Source organism: Edaphobacter sp. 4G125, assembly GCF_014274685.1.
Taxonomy (GTDB): Bacteria; Acidobacteriota; Terriglobia; order Terriglobales; family Acidobacteriaceae; genus Edaphobacter.
The window spans coordinates 1,729,078-1,749,757 of the sequence record NZ_CP060393.1 but is presented as its reverse complement, the minus strand read 5'-3'; the positions used below and the strand labels follow the sequence as shown (position 1 = coordinate 1,749,757).

At 55.7% G+C, this 20,680-nt stretch carries 23 protein-coding genes and 1 pseudogene; 18 read left to right on the top strand and 6 right to left on the bottom strand.

The genetic code is table 11. The annotated features are described in order from the left end of the window. Window positions 1–200 precede the first annotated feature (200 nt). The 7 genes from H7846_RS07245 (at window position 201) to H7846_RS07215 (ending at window position 5,779) form a co-directional block, all read left to right on the top strand. Complete coding sequence (locus H7846_RS07245) at window positions 201–1,304, top strand: ThiF family adenylyltransferase (RefSeq protein ID WP_186695802.1); 1,104 nt, start codon at window positions 201–203, stop codon at window positions 1,302–1,304. Between the two features lie 162 nt (window positions 1,305–1,466). Further along, window positions 1,467–2,135: an RNA polymerase sigma factor gene (locus H7846_RS07240; RefSeq protein ID WP_255460910.1), complete on the top strand. Its 669-nt coding sequence runs from the start codon at window positions 1,467–1,469 to the stop codon at window positions 2,133–2,135. Further along, the gene (locus H7846_RS07235) at window positions 2,132–2,425 is read left to right on the top strand and encodes an anti-sigma factor (RefSeq protein ID WP_186695801.1); all 294 of its coding nucleotides are present in this window, start codon (window positions 2,132–2,134) and stop codon (window positions 2,423–2,425) included. Before H7846_RS07240 ends, H7846_RS07235 begins: the two co-directional genes overlap by 4 nt. Window positions 2,426–2,652: 227 nt before the next feature. Then, a complete protein-coding gene (locus H7846_RS07230) occupies window positions 2,653–3,249 on the top strand; it encodes a shikimate kinase (RefSeq protein WP_255460907.1) in 597 nt (198 codons plus the stop codon). Further along, window positions 3,243–4,346 (top strand): AI-2E family transporter, encoded by a 1,104-nt coding sequence (locus tag H7846_RS07225; RefSeq protein ID WP_370561402.1) that lies wholly within the window; start codon window positions 3,243–3,245, stop codon window positions 4,344–4,346. The genes H7846_RS07230 and H7846_RS07225 overlap by 7 nt, the downstream gene beginning before the upstream one ends. A 105-nt stretch (window positions 4,347–4,451) precedes the next feature. Continuing rightward, entirely contained in the window at window positions 4,452–5,060 is a 609-nt protein-coding gene (locus H7846_RS07220) for a hypothetical protein (RefSeq protein WP_186695799.1), read from the top strand. Further along, a complete protein-coding gene (locus H7846_RS07215) occupies window positions 5,057–5,779 on the top strand; it encodes an RsmE family RNA methyltransferase (RefSeq protein WP_186695798.1) in 723 nt (240 codons plus the stop codon). Before H7846_RS07220 ends, H7846_RS07215 begins: the two co-directional genes overlap by 4 nt. Before the next feature lie 12 nt (window positions 5,780–5,791). On the opposite strand, the gene H7846_RS07210 is transcribed toward H7846_RS07215, so the two are convergent. The 3 genes from H7846_RS07210 to nadA all read right to left on the bottom strand — a co-directional run bounded on the left by H7846_RS07210 (window position 5,792) and on the right by nadA (window position 8,497). Next, entirely contained in the window at window positions 5,792–6,229 is a 438-nt protein-coding gene (locus H7846_RS07210; RefSeq protein ID WP_186695797.1) for a DUF2203 domain-containing protein, read from the bottom strand. 121 nt (window positions 6,230–6,350) lie between these two features. Then, window positions 6,351–7,244, bottom strand: a complete 894-nt coding sequence (locus H7846_RS07205) for an FkbM family methyltransferase (RefSeq protein WP_186695796.1) — start codon at window positions 7,242–7,244, stop codon at window positions 6,351–6,353. A gap of 113 nt (window positions 7,245–7,357) precedes the next feature. Further along, the gene (gene nadA / locus H7846_RS07200) at window positions 7,358–8,497 is read right to left on the bottom strand and encodes a quinolinate synthase NadA (RefSeq protein ID WP_255460906.1); all 1,140 of its coding nucleotides are present in this window, start codon (window positions 8,495–8,497) and stop codon (window positions 7,358–7,360) included. 344 nt (window positions 8,498–8,841) lie between these two features. Between nadA and H7846_RS07195 the strand changes: the two genes are divergently transcribed. Genes H7846_RS07195 through H7846_RS07185 form a run of 3 tightly spaced genes read left to right on the top strand, consistent with a single transcriptional unit; the run spans window position 8,842 to window position 11,262 of the window. Next, window positions 8,842–9,351 carry a twin-arginine translocase TatA/TatE family subunit gene (locus tag H7846_RS07195; RefSeq protein WP_186695795.1) on the top strand — a complete coding sequence of 170 codons (510 nt, stop codon included), beginning with the start codon at window positions 8,842–8,844 and terminating at the stop codon, window positions 9,349–9,351. Continuing rightward, window positions 9,344–10,123, top strand: coding sequence for a twin-arginine translocase subunit TatC (gene tatC / locus H7846_RS07190; protein WP_186695794.1), 780 nt, complete (start codon window positions 9,344–9,346; stop codon window positions 10,121–10,123). The genes H7846_RS07195 and tatC overlap by 8 nt, the downstream gene beginning before the upstream one ends. Then, complete coding sequence (locus tag H7846_RS07185; RefSeq protein WP_255460905.1) at window positions 10,120–11,262, top strand: M28 family peptidase; 1,143 nt, start codon at window positions 10,120–10,122, stop codon at window positions 11,260–11,262. Before tatC ends, H7846_RS07185 begins: the two co-directional genes overlap by 4 nt. Before the next feature lies 1 nt (window position 11,263). Here H7846_RS07185 and merR read toward each other — a convergent pair whose 3' ends face one another. Then, entirely contained in the window at window positions 11,264–11,662 is a 399-nt protein-coding gene (gene merR, locus H7846_RS07180) for an Hg(II)-responsive transcriptional regulator (RefSeq protein ID WP_186695793.1), read from the bottom strand. Window positions 11,663–11,728: 66 nt separating this feature from the next. Between merR and H7846_RS18115 the strand changes: the two are divergent. Continuing rightward, a pseudogene (locus tag H7846_RS18115) lies at window positions 11,729–12,384 on the top strand (mercuric transporter MerT family protein). After that, window positions 12,381–12,602 carry a GDCCVxC domain-containing (seleno)protein gene (locus H7846_RS18065; protein ID WP_370561374.1) on the top strand — a complete coding sequence of 74 codons (222 nt, stop codon included), beginning with the start codon at window positions 12,381–12,383 and terminating at the stop codon, window positions 12,600–12,602. Before H7846_RS18115 ends, H7846_RS18065 begins: the two are co-directional and overlap by 4 nt. A 229-nt stretch (window positions 12,603–12,831) precedes the next feature. On the opposite strand, the gene H7846_RS07165 is transcribed toward H7846_RS18065, so the two are convergent. Beyond that, entirely contained in the window at window positions 12,832–13,335 is a 504-nt protein-coding gene (locus H7846_RS07165; protein WP_186695790.1) for a DUF3761 domain-containing protein, read from the bottom strand. A gap of 213 nt (window positions 13,336–13,548) precedes the next feature. Here H7846_RS07165 and H7846_RS07160 point away from each other — a divergent pair, with 213 nt between their 5' ends. Together H7846_RS07160 and H7846_RS07155 are read left to right on the top strand one after the other, a co-directional pair. Further along, on the top strand, window positions 13,549–13,746 hold the full coding sequence (locus H7846_RS07160) for a hypothetical protein (protein WP_186695789.1): 198 nt from the start codon (window positions 13,549–13,551) through the stop codon (window positions 13,744–13,746). Between the two features lie 46 nt (window positions 13,747–13,792). Beyond that, window positions 13,793–14,731: a TerC/Alx family metal homeostasis membrane protein gene (locus tag H7846_RS07155; protein ID WP_186695788.1), complete on the top strand. Its 939-nt coding sequence runs from the start codon at window positions 13,793–13,795 to the stop codon at window positions 14,729–14,731. Between the two features lie 71 nt (window positions 14,732–14,802). Here the strand turns inward: H7846_RS07155 and nadB are convergent, their stop codons facing one another. Continuing rightward, entirely contained in the window at window positions 14,803–16,425 is a 1,623-nt protein-coding gene (nadB, locus tag H7846_RS07150; protein ID WP_186695787.1) for an L-aspartate oxidase, read from the bottom strand. A gap of 72 nt (window positions 16,426–16,497) precedes the next feature. On the opposite strand from nadB, the gene aroB reads away from it, so the two are divergent. Genes aroB through H7846_RS07130 form a run of 4 tightly spaced genes read left to right on the top strand, consistent with a single transcriptional unit; the run spans window position 16,498 to window position 20,679 of the window. Further along, window positions 16,498–17,628, top strand: a complete 1,131-nt coding sequence (aroB, locus tag H7846_RS07145; RefSeq protein ID WP_186695786.1) for a 3-dehydroquinate synthase — start codon at window positions 16,498–16,500, stop codon at window positions 17,626–17,628. Then, window positions 17,628–18,404: a bifunctional demethylmenaquinone methyltransferase/2-methoxy-6-polyprenyl-1,4-benzoquinol methylase UbiE gene (gene ubiE / locus H7846_RS07140; protein ID WP_186695785.1), complete on the top strand. Its 777-nt coding sequence runs from the start codon at window positions 17,628–17,630 to the stop codon at window positions 18,402–18,404. Before aroB ends, ubiE begins: the two co-directional genes overlap by 1 nt. Before the next feature lie 38 nt (window positions 18,405–18,442). After that, a complete protein-coding gene (locus tag H7846_RS07135) occupies window positions 18,443–19,888 on the top strand; it encodes a cation diffusion facilitator family transporter (RefSeq protein WP_186695784.1) in 1,446 nt (481 codons plus the stop codon). Beyond that, entirely contained in the window at window positions 19,885–20,679 is a 795-nt protein-coding gene (locus tag H7846_RS07130; protein WP_186695783.1) for a PASTA domain-containing protein, read from the top strand. Before H7846_RS07135 ends, H7846_RS07130 begins: the two co-directional genes overlap by 4 nt. Window position 20,680 lies beyond the last annotated feature (1 nt).

The following is a 20,680-nucleotide window of genomic DNA, read 5'->3' as shown; positions in this document are numbered from 1 at the left end:
ACCCAAAAAGACACCTTTCCTTCGTTCTCCGTCCCATCACCCAAACATCGCAACTCATTCGCATTGCAAGACTAGCCCACAGCGCAACGTCTTGCGCTTTCTTGGATGCTGCGGCACACGAAAGTGCCGTTTTCCCATAACGCTACGCATTCCCTATACTACGAAACAGGAGCATCCTTCGGGATAGCGAAAGCTGGTTTATGCATCCCCTAACACCTGATTCCGTTTTCCCACGTCCCGTGACCAGCGCCCCCTTTGCTATTGACGACCAGGAACGCTACTCCCGCCAGATTCTCTTTCCCGGAATCGGGCTTGAGGGGCAGCGGAAACTCGCCCAGGCGCACGTGTCTATAGTTGGCTGCGGAGCCACAGGAGCCGCGACTGCCTCTCTGTTGGCCCGTGCCGGTATCGGAACCCTGACCCTAATTGATCGGGACTTCGTCGAGCCATCGAACCTCCAGCGGCAGGTTCTTTTTGATGAAGAAGATGCCCTCCAGGCCCTTCCTAAAGCTGAAGCCGCACGCCGCAAGATTGCATTATTCAATTCAAACGTCCGCGTTCATGCACATATCGCCGATCTCGTTCCCGGGAATATCGACGAGCTGCTGCGTGACAGCCAGATCATTCTCGATGCTACCGACAACTTTGAGACACGCTATCTCATCAACGACTTTTCTGTTCGCGAAGGAAAACCCTGGATCTATGCCGCTGCCATCGGAGCCTACGCAGCGACGATGAATATCCTTCCTCGCGAAGAGACAAAGAATCTCCCGTGGGAACCGACCGCTTGCCTCGCCTGCATCTTCCCCAAGCCACCCTCCGGCCCTGTGGAAACTTGCGATACCTCCGGCATCCTGGCGACAGCAGTTAATTTCGCGGCCTCAATTCAAGTGACCGAAGCTTTCAAGTTTCTGACCGGTCAAGCGCACCATATGCGTCGCACGATGCTCTCATTCGATCTATGGAGCTCAGAGCAGTCTGAGATCACGACGGCCAGACCCCGCAAAGAGTGCACTGTCTGCGGTCATCGCGAGTTTACGCACCTGGCAGGTACAGATCGCCCACACATTACGCTCTGCGGGAGAAACTCCGTCCAGATTCACGAACATCATCGCCCTGTGGATTTCGCCGCGATGCGTGATCGCCTTACCCCTCACGGTGCGGTTCGCTTCAACGATCTCCTCCTCCGCTTCGAGCGCGGCCCACACACGCTCACACTCTTCGCCGACGGCCGGGCGATTGTTCAGGGAACAACCGATATTACTGTTGCGCGCTCTCTTTATGCGCGCTTCATTGGCTCTTAAACTTCACTATTCAAACCGTTTTTCCGCGGTGTGCGGAACGAACCAACCTTTTCATTCCTCGATGACTCCAATAGCAATGCAACAAAATCTTTCCTGTTTTGCTGTAGGCTGGAATCAGGCGAAACAAACGTTGAGCACGTCTCATGCAACCGGAGTTAAGCCATGTCTGTTCAAGGTCTGCAGATGACAGAACAAAAGGCCGCCCCAGGCCTCTTTAAAAGAAATCCCCCAATTGCAGGAGAAGCCGAAGCCATTGATCGCGCGAAAGCGGGCGATGCAGAAGCATTCTCAAAACTCTACGCGCTTCATAAGCGGCGTGTGTACACGCTCTGCCTACGCATGCTTGGCAATGTCTCCGAAGCAGAAGACATGACGCAAGAAGCCTTTCTTCATCTCTTTCGCAAGATCGGAAGCTTCCGAGGAGAAAGTGCCTTCTCCACATGGCTACATCGACTCACAGTCAATCTTGTGTTGATGCATCTTCGTAAAAAAGGATTGCAGCTTGTCTCTCTGGAAGAGACCATCAATCCTTCGGAAGAAGACTCCCCGAAACGTGACTTCGGTAGCCGCGACTCGCAGCTTGCCGGTTCAGTGGATCGCGTCGCGCTGGAACGTGCCGTTGCCTCCCTCCCCCCGGGATACCGCATGGTGTTTGTTCTTCACGATGTGGAAGGGTTTGAGCACAATGAGATCGCCCAAATGCTGGAGTGTTCGACGGGAAACAGCAAATCTCAGCTCCATAAGGCGCGCCTAAAGCTCCGGGAACTGCTCCGCCGGCCTGAGCCAACCACCTCAACCTCACAGGCCGACCTGAAGGAAGCGGCATTATGACCTCCCATCATTCGAAATCCAACTCCCTCTCTTGCGCTGAATTCCAGGAACAGCTGCCTGACCTCTTTGCTGCCAACCCTGCGGGGATCACTGAGAATCCCACGTTGCACGAACATCTAACCACCTGCGAAAACTGCTCTGCCCTGGTGCGGGACCTTCAATACATCGCCGACCAGGCCCGACAGCTTCTCCAACCTACCCACGAACCCAGCGACAACGTCTGGAAGCGAATCCAGCAGGGTATTGAGGCGGAGGGACAGGATTACGCCGTCAAATCCGGAGAAAAATAATTCGAAAATTTTTCATTGCGTCTTCGGAACGGCATAGGTATGCTTACACCAACATGATGAATTGCTTTCAAACCGGCCGATTTAGCTACCGCTCCTGGTATTGCGTCCGCGGCCGGAGAAACCTTCGCATGTACCTCTGAATCGTTCTCAGAGTCTGAAGATCTTCCCAAGCCGCGACCTCAACGTCGCGGTTTTCATTTTTAATGGCAGTTCCTGGAGAAAATCAGATGTCAGCACGACCTCAAGAAATCACCCGCAAGATCGAGACCATGTCCTCTGTCCCCTCTCTGCGACGACTCATTCTCACCGGCTTCATGGGAGCCGGAAAATCGACCGTCGGACGCCTGCTCGCCTCACGCCTCGGCTGGGAGTTTCTTGATCTTGATACCCATTTGGAGAACCGAACCGGCGCCACAATTCCACAGCTCTTCGCTTATGGAGAACCCCACTTCCGCCGCCTTGAATCCACGGCTCTTGCCTCGGCGCTCGGCAAGTCCCATATCGTCCTTGCACTGGGAGGCGGAACTCCCGAGGGGCTGACGAACCGGCTTCTGATTGAGCAAACTCCCGATACCCTTGGCGTCTTTCTCGATGCCCCGTTTCCGACTCTCTTCGACCGCTGCATGTTGCAGGAGATCGATCGCCCGGTTCTTGCAGACCCAACTGAAGCGCAGCTTCGATTCGATCGCCGCCGTCCGCTCTATGTCCGTATCTCACAGGTCATTGTGGATACCTCGCAGCTTACCCCAGAAGATACCGTGGAAGCCATCCTCACCCGCCTGAACCAAATCTCACAACTTCGCTTCAAGGCGTCGAAATCGTAGTCTGTCCGCATCCAAAATCTTCGGGACCTTTCAAAGGAGAAAATCTGCTGCCGACCGACGATCCAATCCCTGAAGAGAACCGTTCCCGCCGAATCGTCCGCGGGCATATTCTCTTCACTTTTGCGATTCTGCTGTTGCTTGGCCTTGCCTGGCTTCTAGCCAAAGAGATTCTCATCATCTACGTCAGCGCGCTCTTCGCTGCAGTTCTGATGCCGATCGTCAATCGCATCATACGGATCGATTTTCGCGGTCGTCGCGCTTCTAAACCTGCCGCCATCTTCCTTCTCATCGTCAGTGTCGCGCTCATCGTAGGAATCTTTCTTATCGTCGGGCTACCTCCGGTCCTGCACGATCTCAATCAGTTCTCTGCCGATCTACCCGCCCGCATTCCTAAAATGATGCAGCGAATCCATCAGCTGCCAATCGCGAACAGACTTGGCGTGGATGAGATCGTCAAACGGGCGGAAGCAGCCTTGACCACGACGGCCAGCTACCTAATGGCCTCCCTCCCCAACTGGCTTTCTCACCTCTTCGACATTCTCTCTGCGTTGTTCCTTTGCATCTATTTCATGTTTGAAGGAGACATTGCCTACCACTTCGTCCTCTCGCTGTTCCCGCCAGTTCATCGCAAGCGTCTCGGGGCCACGCTCGAACGGGCCGACCAGAAGATCAGCAATTGGCTACTTGGCCAGGGACTCCTGATGCTGATCCTCGGAGTCTGCTCAACGATCGTCTTTGCCATCCTGCACGTCCGCTACTTCCTTCTCCTCGGCTTCCTCATGGGATTGTTCAACATCATTCCCATTGCCGGCGGAGTCTTTACCATCACGCTCTCGGCCATCGTCGCCGCATTCGACTCATGGACCAAGCTCTTCGGGGTGGTCATCTTCTATCTGTGCTATATCAATGTCGAAAATGCCTACCTGATCCCACGCATCATGAGCAGTAGCGTCCAGCTTTCCGGCCTCACAGTACTCATCTCTCTAATCTGTGGAACGGCACTGGCAGGCATTGTAGGTGCCCTGGTCGCGGTCCCCACCGCTGCGCTGATCGCCGTCCTGCTTGAGGAGTACGTCGTCTATAAAGAACCGGCCTAGTCCTCCTCCCATGGATTTTGTAACAATCGGTATACCGTTCAAGAGGAATAAGCGCTCAAGAAAAAATATCGTTATACAAAATGCTGTTTGCTATCCTTGTGCAAAGTGTCCGAGCTGAAGTTTGCCCAACCCGGTCGCCGTAACCTGTTGGCTCCTGTATTGATAGCCTTCTTGGTCCTCGGTATAGCGCTGGCACTCGTCCTTCGCTACACTCCGCACAGCACAGCCAAACTAACCGTCCTCCGCACCGTCGCTTACCCTACCCACACCGACTTCAAAGGTGATTCCATCCTGGTAGGTCGCAACCAGGCCCAGGACGATCTCTATGTTCTGACAACGCTACGGATCGAAGATCGCCTCAATCTTCCGCTCTTCGTCAAGGACCTCCGCGCCACGCTCGTGACTCCTGAAGGCGAGCGTATTCAGGTAAGCGCCGTTCAGAAACAAGACCTCGAGAATCTCTACACAGCTTTCCCCGCCATTCGGCCCCTCGCCAAAGATCCTCTTTTGCTGCGGGAGACACTAGTTGAATCCGGCAAGGCCGTCGAAGGGCTCGTGGTTCTCCACTTTCCTGTGACCAAGGACGTGTGGGAACATCGCCGATCCGCGACGATTCATGTTGTCCTCTACCACCAGGGCCCCGTCTCCGTTACGATCCCGTTTGGAAACAGCTCGTCTTCCAACGAGGATAATCAGCCAACAGGAGAAGAATGACCCGCCGCCGCTGGATCGCTGACCGCTGGACCACGACCACCGCCACACTTGCAGGAGAACAGGCCGAGCATCTTGCCCGCGTCCTTCGTGCTGCCCCCGGACAGATTTACGACGTGGTCGCTGGAGGCTTTCTCCATCGTGCAGAGATCACCAGCGTCTCTCCCGCAGAGGTCATCTTCACACTTCACGAAGAACTCGAATCAGACACCGCTCTCCCGCTTCATCTCTTGCTGGCGGTCTTCAAATTCGACCACATGGAATGGGCCATCGAAAAAGCCACGGAGCTTGGTGTCTCTCGCATCACACCGATCCTTGCTCGCAGGACGGAAAAGCATCTCGCTCAAGCAGCAGCAAAACGCGCCGAACGCTGGCGACGCATTGCGCTCGAAGCTTCGAAACAATCTCGTCGGACCACGATCCCGGAAATCTCCGGGCCTTCCCCCCTCAAATCTGCGTTGGAGCAGTTATCGGATCCCGTCCGCATCCTGCTGTCCGAGACCGAGCAGAACACCACCATCGCCGCCGCCCTTGCTGACTCTCCCTCTACGGACTCACTGACTTATGCTCTTGCCATTGGACCCGAAGGTGGATGGACTCCAGAAGAAATGAAACTCTTTACAGAACATCAATGGCGCTCTGTCACCCTCGGACCACGCATCCTTCGCGCGGAGACAGCAGCCATCGCTGCCATCGCCATCCTCTCGTCTCATCTCTCTTAACGAAAGCAGAGCTCAGTTCGGACGCTCACGCTCTGCTCTTCCGAACCGCGCATCAATCGGCTTGCGCCCGGCGAATCCCTCTTCGGTAGAGTGCCAGTATCCGATCTCTTTCTCGCCCAGTTTCCAGCACAGCAGAACCGTCTGCCCATCCATCACACAGGGAAAATCCAGAAGTCCTTTTTCCAGATCCTTCACCTGTACGCCGATTGCATCGATCTCCGCCAGGGTGTCCTTCGTGTCTTGTAGTGCCTTGTCCCGCTCGGCTCGGCGCCTGGCCACAGTGGCAACATCCACATGAACGCCGCCCTGGAGGAAGATTTTCTGCCGTAGTTGCTCCAGCTCAGCTTCAATCTCAGCAGCGCGCGTCCCCGACTTCTGCGCTCTGCGCAGCAATGCCTCCAGCACAGGAAGCAGTGTCTGCGCCTCACTCAGGGTAAAGGTTCTGCTCAAGCCAGGACCTCCTTCAGGCGCTTGCCATAGAGGAGGCTGCACGATTGGAAATGCGTCAACACCCTTAAAGGGTACCAAGCCCCTCAACGAACAATCAAAACTACAGGAGTTCCTTGCACTCTTAATGAACCACAGTTGCGGAAGCTAAGCTCTGCGGTGTGTGAAATGGAGCCATGGAACGCAACATGGGAAGGGCTGACGGCGAACACGCGTGAAAGAGCGCCTGATTCTGTGCCACCGTGCCACAGTGAAAGGTCCATCCATGCATGCGGAATAGACTCTCCAGCTCAGGCCCATTCACGGCAGCGTCATGCAACTCCCCGACGACATACACGGGTCTCTTTTCCGTAGGCAATAAGGCGCTTAGTGCCTCGACCTCCATGCCTTCGATATCGAGCTTAATCAGAATGCGCTCCGCAGGAACATCTCCAATGGCGTCCTGAAGCAGGTGGACAGGCATCTCCATCACGCGATCGTAAGGCTTCGTCGGATCGAAACTGCTGGCAATTGCGCTGCGGCAATAGAAAGGGACAGTGCGGCGTGTTCCGCCAAGACAGGCGGTCACAATCTCTGCGTCGACTTTGTTCTCCGCAAGGTGGCGTCTGCACTGTTCGCTGTTATGCGGCATAGGTTCATAAACCACGAATCGAGGCCTTTTCCCGTCGCCGGATTCGAGCGCGGACACACGAAGCGTGAAGAGCCCGATATTCCCTCCACCGTCGATCACGAGGTCCGGATGAAACCCATCGTCAAGCTCGTAAGTATCGCGTGCGCCAAGCTCAAGCGTACTAAGAAAATCGCTCTCCAGCTCCGGAACACGCAGGTGGATCGTCCGGTAACACTTTGCGCACCGGTATCGGATGTCCACCTCGTCATGATGGACAAAAGGCCGGAGCATCGATTGCCAGACGGTTCTGAATTTGGGGCGAGAAAAATTCGCCGCTACGCACAACAGCTTCAAGCTGCTCAGGGGAGAGTGAATGCCCAGAATGCTTCTGACGTTATCAAAAGCCATCAACAACCACCTTGGGGAGGAATGGCGTTCTTGGTGGAAACAGCATAGCTGTATATCGCAAATAAGGCCAGTCAAGATATCGTAAATGCTATCCCGACTGGCCTCGTGGAACCTTACCGAACCTCGAGCATCCGATCCAGCGCGACCTTTGCCCAGTGCTTTACCTCGTCATCCACCTTGATGCGGTTGACGACACGGCCTTGCACAAGGTTCTCCAGCGACCATACGAGATGCTGTGGAGAAATCCGATACATTGTCGTGCAAAGGCATCCGGCATCGTCCAGCGTAATGACCTTCTTGCCCAGGGGAGCAAAACGCTTTGCCATCCGGTTCACCAGATGGATCTCCGTTCCTACGGCAAAGCTTGCGCCCTCGGGAGCCTTCTCGATCACATCAATGATGCGCTCCGTAGACCCGATCGCATCTGCCTTCTGACAGACCTCCCAGCGGCATTCCGGATGAACGATCACCTGCATCTCCGGATACTTCGCCCGCACGCGATCGACATGCTCCGGCAAAAATCGTTGATGCACCGAGCAGTGTCCCTTCCACAAAATCACCTTCGCTGCCTTCAAGCGGTCCGAAGTGACTCCACCATTGATCTGATACGGATCCCAGACCACCATCTCGTTCAGGGGAATTCCCATCGCAAACGCGGTATTGCGCCCCAGGTGCTGATCCGGAAGAAAGAGGATCTTCGGCTTACGGGCGAAGGCCCACTCGAAGGCTCCACGAGCATTCGATGAAGTACAGACCAACCCGCCATGCTCTCCGCAGAACGCTTTGATCGCGGCGGCTGAGTTCATGTACGTCAGCGGCACCAGATCATCGGTCAGCCCGACGCGCTCCAGGGAGTCCCAACAGTTTTCGACCTGTCCGATCTCGGCCATATCGGCCATCGAGCAACCGGCGTTGAGATCCGGCAGAATCACCTGTTGCCAGGGCTTCGCCAGGATATCAGCGGTCTCCGCCATAAAGTGAACGCCGCAGAAGATCATGTACTTCGAATCTGTCTCCGAAGCGACCTTCGACAGCTTGTAGCTGTCACCGGTGTAGTCGGCAAACCGGATCACCTCGTCGCGCTGGTAATGATGCCCCAGCAAAACGACGTCGGTTCCCAACGTGGCACGCGCCGCAGCAATGCGGTCGTCCATGGTGTGGTCCGGCAGCGAAAGATAGTTCTCGAGGGAACAGGACTCCTGAACTGCACTCTCCGCGGTCATTACCGCGGCCTCTTCCATAAGTACGCTCAAAGTACTCCGCCTTCAGTCTCACGGAAGCGTCAGGCGCAAACTCCGCGCCGTCTTTTGCCTCTGAGACGGGGATGTTGAAAGCATGCACTGCACAGTTGCAGTGGATTCGCTGCTCCGGCTCACTTGAGCCTTTGCCCAATCCACGGGGATGTTGCAACCAGACTTCTTACCGACCTGCCAGCGGCTTTCACCGCTTTGTTACATTGGACGTTCTCCTGGCCGGAAGGACACATCTTTTTCTTCCGCCTTGAAACCGCCTTTACATCACCAATTTTACAACACGATAAAGGGATACTGCTCGCCCATTGTTCGTCTTCGAACAAGGCCGTATCATAAAGGGGATCATGCCGAGCTTCGGCGATAGCGCCTTTATCTTTATCCTGGCTCTCATCCTCTTCGGTCCGAAGAAGCTGCCCGAGCTTGCGCGTCAACTAGGCAAGTTGATGGGTGAGTTCCGCCGTGCCTCCAACGAGTTTCGGATGCAGATGGAAGAAGAGCTTCGCCAATCCGAGCAAGTCGAGCAGCAGAAAAAGATCGCTGCCATGGAGACGGCCGCTCCGGAAGCGCCGGCCATTACCGACGGATCAGAAAATACCATCGCATCTCCATCCGAAGGTACGACGGAGACTCCAGCAGAAACGCTCGACGTCCCCGAAACCTCTCCGCTGCCCATCGCAACTTCCGGAGAACTCAATCTGATGCCGCCGTCAACGGGACTTCCCGTCTCGCAAGCATTTGATTCCGTCCCCCAGGTCGAAGATCCAGCACAGGTCAGCTCCGTCTCCGACCCTTCAGAAGGCCATACCCCGGACGCTCCAGACCACATCGTAAGTGAGGCACAACTGCATGGCTGATCTGGTCGATCGCGCTCGCGCGGCAGTCACCGACCGCGCCGAGCTTCCAGGCATGAGCCTGATGGAGCATCTGGATGAACTGCGCAAGCGGCTCATCCGTTCTGTCATCTATCTACTGCTCGGCTTCATGATCGCGTATGCGTTTCATGAACGCCTCTACGGAGTCGTGTCGAGACCCATCGACATGCTGAACCTGCAGCTGAACTTTACACACCCGACCGATGGACTGAACCTCTACCTGAAGACCTCGCTGGTCGGCGGTGCCATCCTTGCGTCTCCCTTTATCCTCTACCAGATCTGGCTCTTTATCGCGCCCGGCATGTATTCGAATGAAAAACGTTACGTCGTTCCATTCATGACCGCTACAGTCGCGCTGTTCATGTCCGGTGTTTTTTTTGGATATTACTGGGTACTTCCCGGAGCATTGAAGGTCTTGATCGGCGACTTTGGCCGCCGCTTTCATCCCATCATCACCATCGAGGACTACACTAGCTTCTTCCTCGCCGTCATCCTCGGCCTCGGTATCACCTTTGAACTTCCCATCCTCATCTTCTTCCTTTCTATCCTCGGAATTGTCGATGCGAAGTTCCTGATCCGCCATATTCGTTATGCAATTCTCGTAATCTTCATCATCGCGGCCATCATCTGCCCGCTTCCCGATCCGGTCAGTATGTGCCTCTTCGCCATGCCCATGCTGGTGCTCTATATGGTCGGCGTCGGCGTCGCCTGGATCTTCAATCCTGCGCGCCGCAAAGAGGCGAAGTCGGCATGAACACCCGTCCGTTCACGAAACACTCGCGCATCTTAGCGTGTCATTCTGAGCAAGCCGCAGGCAAGCCTGCCCTGAGCAAATGTAACGAGTCGAATGGGAAGGATCTGCGATCTGCTACGGATGAACCCACCACCGTTGTCATTCCGGCCGAAGCAGTCGTCATCAGGCGACTGCGAAGTGGAGGAATCCCCGCATTTCTGTCTTTGCTTGTTCTCATCCTCGTCAGCACCATGCCCTCAGCGCACGCGCAAAAAGTCGCAACGCAAAACGCATCCCGCGCAACGCATAAATTCAGCGGACAGGCCGCCTATGAGCTGACAAAGCAATTCATCACTGTCGCACCTCATCGCTGGATCGGCTCCCCGGACCATGCGAAAGCGGAAGAATTCATCCGTTCGCACTTCACCGCCGAGGCCGCAAAGGGCAACTTCGAAACCGACAGCTTCTCCGCCTCTACCCCCGTGGGTCAACTTGCGATGAAGAACTTCATCGTCCGTTATCCCGGCAAGAAGGACGGCATCATCGTCATCGCAAGCCACTACGAGACGAACTACCCGCTGCGCGACATCAACTTCGTTGGAGCCAATGACGGCGGTGCCACCACCGCTCTCTTGATCGAACTCGGCAACTACCTGCGCGCTCATCCACCCGAGGGCTACAGCGTCTGGCTCGTCTTCGACGACGGCGAAGAGGCCATCCAGTCCTGGAGCGACCGCGACTCGCTCTACGGAACCCGCCATCTGGCAGCAAAGTGGTCGCAGGAAGGAATCCTCCAGAAGATCAAGGCATTTCTTGTGGCTGACATGATCGGCGATAAAGACCTGAACATCGACCGCGACTCCAACTCCACTCCCTGGCTGCTCGATATGTTGGCCACCGCGGCGAAGAACACGGGGCATTCGGCCTACGTCTTCAAGAACGAAACGGCAGTCATGGACGACCATCTTCCCTTCCGCCAGCGCGGAGTCCCCGTACTCGATGTCGTGGATATTGAGTATGGCCCACCCACGCGGGAACACCCCGAAGGGGGATATCACCACACCGAACTCGATACCCTCGACAAGATCAGCGCTCGCTCGCTCCAGATCTCAGGCGATCTTCTAATCGAGATGATTCGGCTCATCAATCTCCACCGATAGGTCAATCGTCCGCCAGAAGGTGAATGATCGGACAGGGTGTACCTTCCGATGAAGCATCACAGGCACGCACAAGCCGGGAGAGTGCCTTCTTCATTGTGGACAAATCTGCGAGCTTCTCTTCAATCAACTCCAGCTTATGAGCCGCCATACCGCGCGTCTCCCGACAAGCTCTCCGTTCGTCCAGGGCAAGTAGGCCATGAATCTCTTCGAGAGTAAACCCCAGACTTTGCGCTCGTTTGATAAAGCGAATGCGCCTTACGGATTGAGGCGGATATTGTCGAAATCCCGTATACGGTTTTAGCGGCTCTTGCAGCAACCCTCGCCGTTGGTAGTAACGAATGGTCTCGACATTTACGCCGCCACGTTTCGCCAGCATGCCGATGGTTAAGTTCTCAGGCATGTCCCTCTCCCCTTGACTCCGTACTATGGTACGGAGTTTAGAGTAAAAAACGGGAAGATATTTCATATGCGACCTGTACTCAATACCAAAGCAGCTCTTGTCGGCAGTGTGCTGACCGGAATTGGCGCGTCCGCATGCTGTGTGGGCCCTCTTCTCCTTCTGAGCCTCGGTATCGGCGGCGCGTGGATCACTCACCTGACGGCGCTTGAGCCTTTTCGTCCTGTATTCATTGTGTTGACCGTCGTATTTCTTGGGCTGGCTTTCCGCAGTCTCTATCTGACCCCGAAGGATTGTTCCGTTGGGAACAAATGCGTTGCCGATCAAACTCGAAATGTGCAAAGAGTGCTGTTTTGGGTGTTAGCACCGGTCGTACTCATCTTCGTAGCCAGCCCGTGGATCTTGCCTCTTCTCTATCGCTAAAGGAGTAGACCATGCGCAAATTACTTGCCGCTTTGCTCATTATCCTGCCGGTCTCCGCGCTTGCGGAGACTCCTCAAACCACCGTTTTGGATATTCAGAACATGACCTGTGCCATGTGTTCGATTACGATTCACAAGGCTTTGCAGAAAGTTCACGGCGTAATTGAAACTAAGGTCGACTACGATCACAAAACGGCCACAGTCAGGTTCGACGCTGACAAAACAAGCCCGTCGGAGCTGGTGAAAGCTACGGCAAATGCAGGTTTTCCCTCAAAGGTACATAGGGAAGGACAACAGAAGTGACGCCGGACGCCGTTATTCTCGAGTCCCTCCTCACCTGCCCGGAGTGCGGGCATACGACACGGGAGAATATGCCTACGGACTCATGCCAATTCTTCCATGAGTGTGCCGGATGCCACACGATACTGCGTCCCAAATCAGGAGATTGCTGTGTCTTCTGCTCCTTCGGCTCTGTAAAGTGTCCACCTGTCCAACAAAAGAGCTGCTGCTGTTCTTCATGAAACCCTGTCAACTGCATATTTGACCTAAATAGCTGGAAGACAATGGGATATAGATTGCAGAAACACCCTTTGCGTATCTATACAATAGAAACAGGGAGAGCAGATGGATCTGCTCTCCCTGTCTTTTTGCTCTGAATTCAGCTACCTTCGGGAAGGGCCAATTTGGCATCAAAGTACGAACCTAAATCAAATGGTTTGAATACTTTGCGCAAAATACTAGGGGGGAGGGTTACTTGGAGCATGGATGATTATGGTCCGCGTGCGCTCCTTTGGCCTTCGCATCGGCCTCTGACATATAAGATCCTTGCTTGGTCTTACCGTAGTACTGCGAGCCATAGCAGTGGTAGACGTTCGACGAACTGTTGACCCATACCATGCCTGGGCCACCACCAGGAGCCGCAGCGACACTCGCCAGGTTCGTATGGGCGGCCTTCGCCGGAGCCGCGGACGCCGCGGGGGCACTCATTGGAGCTGGAGCCGCTGCCGGAGCCAGACTTGGCGTAGGGGTCGCAGCCTTGGCTGGCGCAGCGGCCGCCGCTGGCGCTGCAGAGGCCGAAAGCCACTGCTTTACGCCCTGGTGCCCACGGCAAGCGCCGCTCTTGGTTGCGGAAGTGGTGTAAGTCCCGTCTTTACAAAGCCCCGTCGCTCCCGCCGGAGGCGCAGATTGAGCATGGGCTGAAACAGCAAAGAATGTAATCGCAAGAAGTGAAAGTGACGACGAAAAAAGCTTCATGGAAAAAGCTCCTGTTCTAGGTTTTATAGGTACAAAGGGCCCTGGGCGGACATACTACTCCGCTCCCTGCTCTCTGTCATGAAAAAACAGGATTTTCTCTAGGCAAGGTTCTTGGCTCCTCATGCGCTCATAAAACTTGCCGATATACCCCAAATGGGGGATAGCAAGGTAGATACCTGCTCCATAGCCTGTGGATAACTTGGGAGAAATAGCATGACGTTTTCAAAAATCTTGCCTCGTCAGCGTAATGATCACGAGGTCTGGCCCGGACGATGGGAGAAACAAGCAGGGTACTTTGATACGCATCCTCTCGGAGATATCGTTCGGGGAGTGATCTTTTCCTCTGCCCTCTGGGGGCTGCTTGCCTTCGGCATCTACACCGTCTATGCCATGGTTCTGGGAGCGCACTAAGCCCACTTCCCTTCTAAGTGCTCAAAGCGCGATAGCATCCTAAGAGATGCCTTCGACACCGGTCAGCCACTGGATTGGGTTTCATATCTTCGTCTTTGCCTTGATGGCAACGGAATACCTGTACATTCGCTGGCAGCGATCCAAAAAGCCTGCCGACGAGACCCTGCACTCCACCTCTGTAGCCGCCACCATTCTGTGGGTAGGCGCGGCCCTTGTCTTCGCGCTGTTTGTTTTGCGTTCGCTTGGAGGGACTGCCGCAACCCAGTATCTCGCGGGCTACGCCATCGAAGAAGCTCTCTCGATCGACAATCTTTTTGTCTTCCTGCTGCTCTTTAAACTCTTTCGCATCGAACCGGCGAATCAACCGCGAGTGCTCTTCTGGGGCGTGGCCGGAGCGATCGTCATGCGCGGCGCCTTTATCGCAGCCGGGCTCGAGCTGCTCGCCCGCTTCGAATGGGTTAGCTACGTGTTTGCTGTCATCCTGCTGATCGCTTCAATTCGTCTTGTTCTTCCTGAAGATGAGAAGCAGAAAGAAGAGACACCGCCTTGGCTTAGGTGGATCTCCCAGCTCCGCCCTGTAAGCCTTCGCCAGGACCGCTTCCTTGTACGAGAGAACGGCCAACGAATGGCGACAGTCCTGATGCTGGCCTTGATTGCGATCGAGGTCACCGACCTGGTGTTTGCGATCGACTCCATCCCAGCGGTCCTTTCGATCACACGCCACCCCTTCCTGGCGTACACATCGAACATCATGGCGGTCATGGGGCTGCGGTCGTTGTACTTCCTCCTGGCCCACCTGCTGACGAAACTTCGCTATCTGCACTATGGCTTGGCTGCGGTTCTCGCATTCGCCGCCCTCAAGATGTTGTCCTCTCACTTTATCGAGATCGGCCCCCTGGTTTCCCTGGGAGTGGTCGCGGCGATGCTCGCAATTACCATTGGCCTCTCGCTGATCCGGAAGCCAACAGAAGCGGGAAACGCATAGCAGATTAAAGAAAACGGCGCGAAGAACCTGCGCCGTCATTCTTTCCGTAACTGTTATACAGACATCGCTTTTTATTGCTGCGTTACAAATGCTTCCAGTAGAGAGCGGCAGAAGGAGATGTCGTTGCGATACAGGACAGAGTGAAGAGCCTCTGCATTGTGCTGCGGATAATCCATGCGGAAGTGTGCTCCACGACTCTCGCATCGGGCCAGCGCAGCAGTAACGATAAGCGAAGCGACCGTATAGAGATTGCGAGCTTCAATGGCACGTCGTGAGAGTCCTTGCGGTATCGTCCCTGCTAGAGCCTGAAGTTTATGCTGCATCAGCTGAAGTCCCTGAGCATCGCGCAGCAGCCCGGCAAACTTCCACATATTGTTGCGAAGATCTTCGATCCATCGTTCCACCTGTTCGTCCGGCGTGCGCTCGGCCGGGACCGAAATGGAAGGGAATGACTCCGGCCGAAACAGATTGGATATGCGATCGGCCATCATGGCCTCGGCAGCAAGAGCGCCAAAAACGAGCCCTTCAAGCAGAGAATTGGATGCCAGGCGATTCGCGCCATGAACCCCGGTGCAGGCTGCTTCTCCCGCAGCATAGAGCCCCGGAAGCGTCGTGCGGCCGTGGACATCGGTGAGGATGCCTCCCATCAAATAATGTGCGGCCGGACGGACAGGAACCAGATCCCGATTGAGATCGAGATGATACTTCGCGAGAAACGCCGAGATACCGGGAAAGCGTTCGTGAAGGTCCTTCGCGACATGTCGCATGTCGAGATGGACAGGGCCATCCATGCCTTCGCGTGTAATTGCACGAGCGACTACGTCACGGGGGGCGAGTTCGGCCAGCGGATGCTCCTTGAGCATGAAACGTTCTCCGCTGGCGTTGACAAGGATTGCGCCCTCACCGCGAAGGGCCTCGCTCAATAAAAATCTTGGCGCTCCGGGAGCACTGAATGCAGTGGGGTGAAACTGATAAAACTCCATATCGACGACAGCGGCTCCTGCGCGCCATGCCATCGCAATGCCGTCGCCTGTAGCCACAGCAGGATTAGTGGTGTCGCTGTAGACCTGCCCTGCGCCTCCGCTGGCAAGCAGGGTGGCGCGAGCGTAGATCTTAAGGATGCCACCTTCCCCGTCCAGCAGAATGGCTCCCGCGACTCGGTTGTGTTGTTCGACGATCAGGTCGATGCCGGTCGTCCATTCCAGAAGACGAACATTGGGGATTGCACGAACGTGACGCAGAAGAGAGACCGCAATCTCCCTTCCTGTTGCATCTCCGTTGGCGTGAAGGATGCGCGAACGGCTATGCGCGCCTTCGCGAGTCAACATCAGCTGGCCATTCTCACGGTCGAAGCTGGTTCCCCATTCCAGGAGTTCCTGTACGCGGACAGGTCCTTGCTCTACCAGGAGGCGCGCCGATTCTTTCTCGACAAGACCGTCGCCTGCAGCAAGCGTATCGTCTAGATGAAGAGCTACATCTTCATCGCCGCCCATCGCGACGGCGATGCCTCCTTGGGCGTAGGAAGTGTTGGATTCGGCCAATTCCTCTTTAGTTACGACCAGAACAGAGCCGACGCCAGCCAGACGAATTGCTGCGCTGAGACCGGCGATTCCAGCTCCTATAACAAGAAAATCGACATGATGTCCGCGTGGGTCAGAAGGGTTGGAACCGACAGATGATGCTACAGATGGCACGGCCTCTCCTCCTCTTGATGCTACCCGTTCTGGCAGGCTGGATGGAAATTCTTACGATAGGATGAAGGTATTGTGCCTTCGATTCAACTCAAGACACCCAGCGCAAGCTATGAGATCGTGATCGCCTCGGGATTGCTGAAGACGCTCCCGGCACGGTTGAAGAAATTAAAGAAGGGCAAGCCCTTCCGTACGTTTATCGTCACCTCACCTGAGATCTGGGGACTTTGGGGGCGAAAGGTATTAGCCGCCTTTGGCAAACAGGAACAGCCAACAGTGCTGTTTCTTCCCGCAGGCGAGAGACATAAACGTCTGCGCACGCTGGAATCTCTGCTGGAACAGCTTGCCGCCGCAGGAGCTGACCGCGATTCCCTTCTGATGGCCTTCGGTGGCGGCGTTGTGGGAGACGTAACGGGATTCCTGGCGGCGATCTACATGCGCGGCGTGTCCTATGTGCAGGTACCGACGACGCTGCTCGCACAGGTAGACTCCTCCATCGGCGGCAAAACCGGGGTCAATCTTGCCGCGGGAAAGAATCTGGTGGGAAGCTTTCATCACCCTCTGGCAGTCTTTGCCGATACCGATCTGCTGAAGACGCTCCCTGCGACAGAGTTGCGAGCCGGATTGCAGGAGTCCGTCAAGGCAGGGATTATCCGGGATGCACGATTGTTCCGGTATCTGGAAGCTCATGCCAACGAGGTCCTGCGCGGAGAGGTGAAGGCTCTGACGAACGTTGTCGCGGCGAGCGTGCGAGTAAAAGCCGACGTTGTTGCCAATGACGAGCGCGAATCAGGGCTGCGGATGATCCTAAACTATGGCCATACACTGGGTCATGCGATCGAAGCCGCAACAGGGTACAAGCAGCTATTGCACGGTGAAGCTGTCGGTTGGGGAAGCATTGCAGCGACAAGGCTTGGACTGATACGCGGAATGATCTCTGAAGCCGAGGCCGATCGCATCATCCGGCTCATCTTGCGCTATGGCCCTATGAGTGGCTTCAAAGCAACAGCGGCAAAACTAGTAGCGCTAACCACCAACGACAAGAAAAATCGCAGCGGCACCTTGAGTTTTATCCTGCCGCTCAAGATCGGCGAAGTCACGATCGTGCGCGATGTAACTCGCGACGAGATGCTGGCTGCCGCAGAGTGGATGCTGGCGCTGATGCGCGGACAGAGTAAAGATCTTTCCAGAAGGAAGCGCACGTAATGGCAGAACAACAGGCGCGGCTGGAGCACGAGGTTTCCCTGGGAGCGCGCCCTACTGGCGCGACGACACAGGAATCTGCCGCAGCCAACGTGCAGCAGATGTTCGATTCGATTGCTCCGAAGTATGACCTGCTGAATCATCTACTCTCCATGGGGGTCGACCGCTGGTGGTGGACACGGGCAGCGAAGAGCTTCCGTGATGTGCTGCGTCGTCCTGAGGCCGTTGTGCTGGATCTATGCTGCGGCACCGGGGACATGACGCTGGCGCTGATGAAGTACCGTCCTGCCGGTGCAGGCGAAGCTCCAGTGCTGGCTGTCGATTTTTCCCACGAGATGCTGGTACGCGGTCAGGAAAAATTTTCCGGGCAGAATATCCGCGCAATTCAGGCTGATGCGCTTCATCTGCCAATAAGCGATAGCTCACTCACGTTGGTCGTATCGGCCTTTGGTTTCCGGAATCTCTCCAACTACGAAGAGGGGCTGGCAGAGCTTTACCGTGTACTGGCGCCGGGTGGTCAGATCGGGATTCTGGACTTCAACCAACCCGAGGGCCTTGCAGGTTCTCTCTACAACCTCTACTTCAAGCATGTGCTTCCCCGTGTGGGTGGCATGATCTCAGGCGATGCCGAAGCATACCGCTATCTTCCCGACTCGGTAGGTCGTTTTCCACGACCGGCGAGGATGTTGGAGATGATCCGCTCCACGGGATTTCAGGATGCGACTTGGGCGGGTTATACCTTCGGCACAGCAGGCTTATATCGCGCGACAAAACCATAGTGCACAGCAGGCGACAGGCACGGTAGGATTGAGTCTCCATGAGCTATACGGCCATGTCCGAAAAACCGCGTCCGACTTCTAGAGAGAAGCGCTCAGCCGCATTGTTTTCTGTGCTGGCAGCGCTAGGGATTACGGTGCTGAAGTTCGTTACCGGACTCCTCACCGGATCGCTGGGTATGCTTTCGGAGGCCGCCCACTCGACAGTGGATCTGGTTGCAGCAGGAATTACTCTTTTCTCCGTCCAAATGGCCGACCGTCCTGCCGACGACACTCATAACTACGGCCATGGCAAGGTAGAAAGCCTTTCAGCATTTATCGAATGCGTGTTGATGCTGGGTTCGTGCATCTGGATTGTGACCGAAGCTATCCGCCGAATTACATTTAGGGAACGACTTTCTCTCACACCCTCAATCTGGCCATTTGCGGTGCTGATTCTGGCCATCCTAGTGGACTACACCCGCTCGCGCAAACTTCATAAGATCGCCAACGAATCGGCAAGTCAGGCGCTCGAGGCCGATGCAATTCACTTCGGTACGGATATCTGGTCTTCGCTGGCCGTGCTGATTGGTCTGGCTGCGGCCTTCACTGGCACGCACTGGAACATTCGCACTCTTGAACTGGCCGATCCGATCGCAGCGTTGATCGTCTCAGGAATCATCCTCTACGTGACCTGGAAGCTGGTGCGGCGAACGATTGATGCTCTTCTGGACGCAACTCCGAAAGAGAGCCGCGAGGCGATGAGAAAGGAGTTTGAGAACGACCTGAAGGCGATCAATGGAGTACTAGCCGTCAACCGCCTGCGGACGCGGCAATCCGGTTCGGACACCTTCGCGGATCTGACGCTTGGACTAGCAAGGAACCTGACCTTTCAACGAACAGAACAAATCACACGGGAGGCTACCGCCGTCGTTAAGCGGCATCTCCCACGAGCCGATGTTGTTGTCCATACCGTTCCGATGGCCCCAGGTACGGAGAGTATTCACGACCGCATTCGTGCCGTTGCGGCGCGCATGAACCTGACCATCCATGACGTAACTGTGCAGCGTGTAGGCGGACATCTTCAGGTCGAACAGCATCTCGAAGTCGATGAGAATATGTATCTGCAACAGGCGCATGAACTGGCTACCCAACTGGAAGCGGAGATTCGGCGCGAGATTCCGGATGTGACCTCTATCCTGACTCACATCGAGAGTGAGCCTGCAACGATTGAACAACCGGAGTCGCAGGAACGCGATCGGCAGCTCGAGGTAAGGCTCCGCCGGGCAGCAGCAACCTTTCCTGAGATTCTCGACATCCATGACGTTATCGTGACTCGGATGGGAGCACACCTGCAGGTGAATTGTCACTGCACATTGCCGGATGATCTTCCGATGGCGAAGGTCCATGCGATTATCACGGCCCTGGAGGGAGCATTTAAACTGGATGCACCCGAGGTGGATCGCCTGCTGATTCACCCGGAACCGGCGACGGACAATAAGCGATGAAGGTGCGGGTTCGTTTTATAGGCTGGAGCGCAGTACGGCGCTTCTTCAATATCGTGCTGGGAGCCATGGCGATGGTCGCGGTCGCGATGATCTCTGCCTTTTTGGCAATGCGTCTGGCAATTCATGGGCACGAGGTGAAGGTCCCGCAACTTACCCATATGACGATTGCAGAGGCCAGCCGAAAGACCAGCTCGATGGGTTTGCGCTTACAGCTTGAGAATCGCTTCTATTCCCCCGATATCCCCGCAGGACAAGTGCTGGCACAGTATCCAGTTGTGGGTGCGACGGTTCGGCGACAGTGGCCTGTACGAGTCACCGAAAGCCTGGGTACACAACAGGTTTCAATCCCCAATCTGCAAGGCGAAGGCGAACGTGCCGCGTCCATTAATCTGCGGAGACTGGGCCTTGAGTTAGGAACCGTTGGCCATGTTGCGATGCCAGGCTCGGCAGGCGTGGTCTTGGCGCAGAGTCCTGCTCCTGGAGCTGAAGGCGTCGACCGTCCGCGCGTCAGTATTTTGCTGAATGATTCGACAGAAGACACAACCGCCGCGTACGTGATGCCTTCGCTCGTCGGCCTTACCATTTCAGGAGCATATGCACGGGCAGGAGCCGCAGGGCTGCGGATTGTAAGCGCAGAAGACGTAACTCCTACAACGCCCCAGTCAGCTCCAACGGGGGGTGCGTCGGCCCCCATGATGCCTATGACTCCCGGGATCGTCGTAGCGCAGATCCCGCTCGCAGGCCATCGTGTAACGCGTGGCGATACGGTGCAGATCTCGCTCACACACTGAT

Excerpts from the sequence above, each read along its gene's own strand:
- H7846_RS07135 (WP_186695784.1), top strand. The coding sequence starts at position 18,443 with ATGAGCTATACGGCCATGTCCGAAAAACCGCGTCCGACTTCTAGAGAG.
- H7846_RS07235 (WP_186695801.1), top strand. The coding sequence starts at position 2,132 with ATGACCTCCCATCATTCGAAATCCAACTCCCTCTCTTGCGCTGAATTC.
- H7846_RS07195 (WP_186695795.1), top strand. The coding sequence starts at position 8,842 with ATGCCGAGCTTCGGCGATAGCGCCTTTATCTTTATCCTGGCTCTCATC.
- H7846_RS07245 (WP_186695802.1), top strand. The coding sequence starts at position 201 with ATGCATCCCCTAACACCTGATTCCGTTTTCCCACGTCCCGTGACCAGC.
- H7846_RS07130 (WP_186695783.1), top strand. The coding sequence starts at position 19,885 with ATGAAGGTGCGGGTTCGTTTTATAGGCTGGAGCGCAGTACGGCGCTTC.
- H7846_RS07155 (WP_186695788.1), top strand. The coding sequence starts at position 13,793 with ATGCCTTCGACACCGGTCAGCCACTGGATTGGGTTTCATATCTTCGTC.
- H7846_RS07240 (WP_255460910.1), top strand. The coding sequence starts at position 1,467 with ATGTCTGTTCAAGGTCTGCAGATGACAGAACAAAAGGCCGCCCCAGGC.
- ubiE (WP_186695785.1), top strand. The coding sequence starts at position 17,628 with ATGGCAGAACAACAGGCGCGGCTGGAGCACGAGGTTTCCCTGGGAGCG.
- H7846_RS07215 (WP_186695798.1), top strand. The coding sequence starts at position 5,057 with ATGACCCGCCGCCGCTGGATCGCTGACCGCTGGACCACGACCACCGCC.
- H7846_RS07230 (WP_255460907.1), top strand. The coding sequence starts at position 2,653 with ATGTCAGCACGACCTCAAGAAATCACCCGCAAGATCGAGACCATGTCC.
- H7846_RS07185 (WP_255460905.1), top strand. The coding sequence starts at position 10,120 with ATGAACACCCGTCCGTTCACGAAACACTCGCGCATCTTAGCGTGTCAT.
- H7846_RS07160 (WP_186695789.1), top strand. The coding sequence starts at position 13,549 with ATGACGTTTTCAAAAATCTTGCCTCGTCAGCGTAATGATCACGAGGTC.
- H7846_RS07165 (WP_186695790.1), bottom strand. The coding sequence starts at position 13,335 with ATGAAGCTTTTTTCGTCGTCACTTTCACTTCTTGCGATTACATTCTTT.
- H7846_RS07205 (WP_186695796.1), bottom strand. The coding sequence starts at position 7,244 with ATGGCTTTTGATAACGTCAGAAGCATTCTGGGCATTCACTCTCCCCTG.
- merR (WP_186695793.1), bottom strand. The coding sequence starts at position 11,662 with ATGCCTGAGAACTTAACCATCGGCATGCTGGCGAAACGTGGCGGCGTA.
- tatC (WP_186695794.1), top strand. The coding sequence starts at position 9,344 with ATGGCTGATCTGGTCGATCGCGCTCGCGCGGCAGTCACCGACCGCGCC.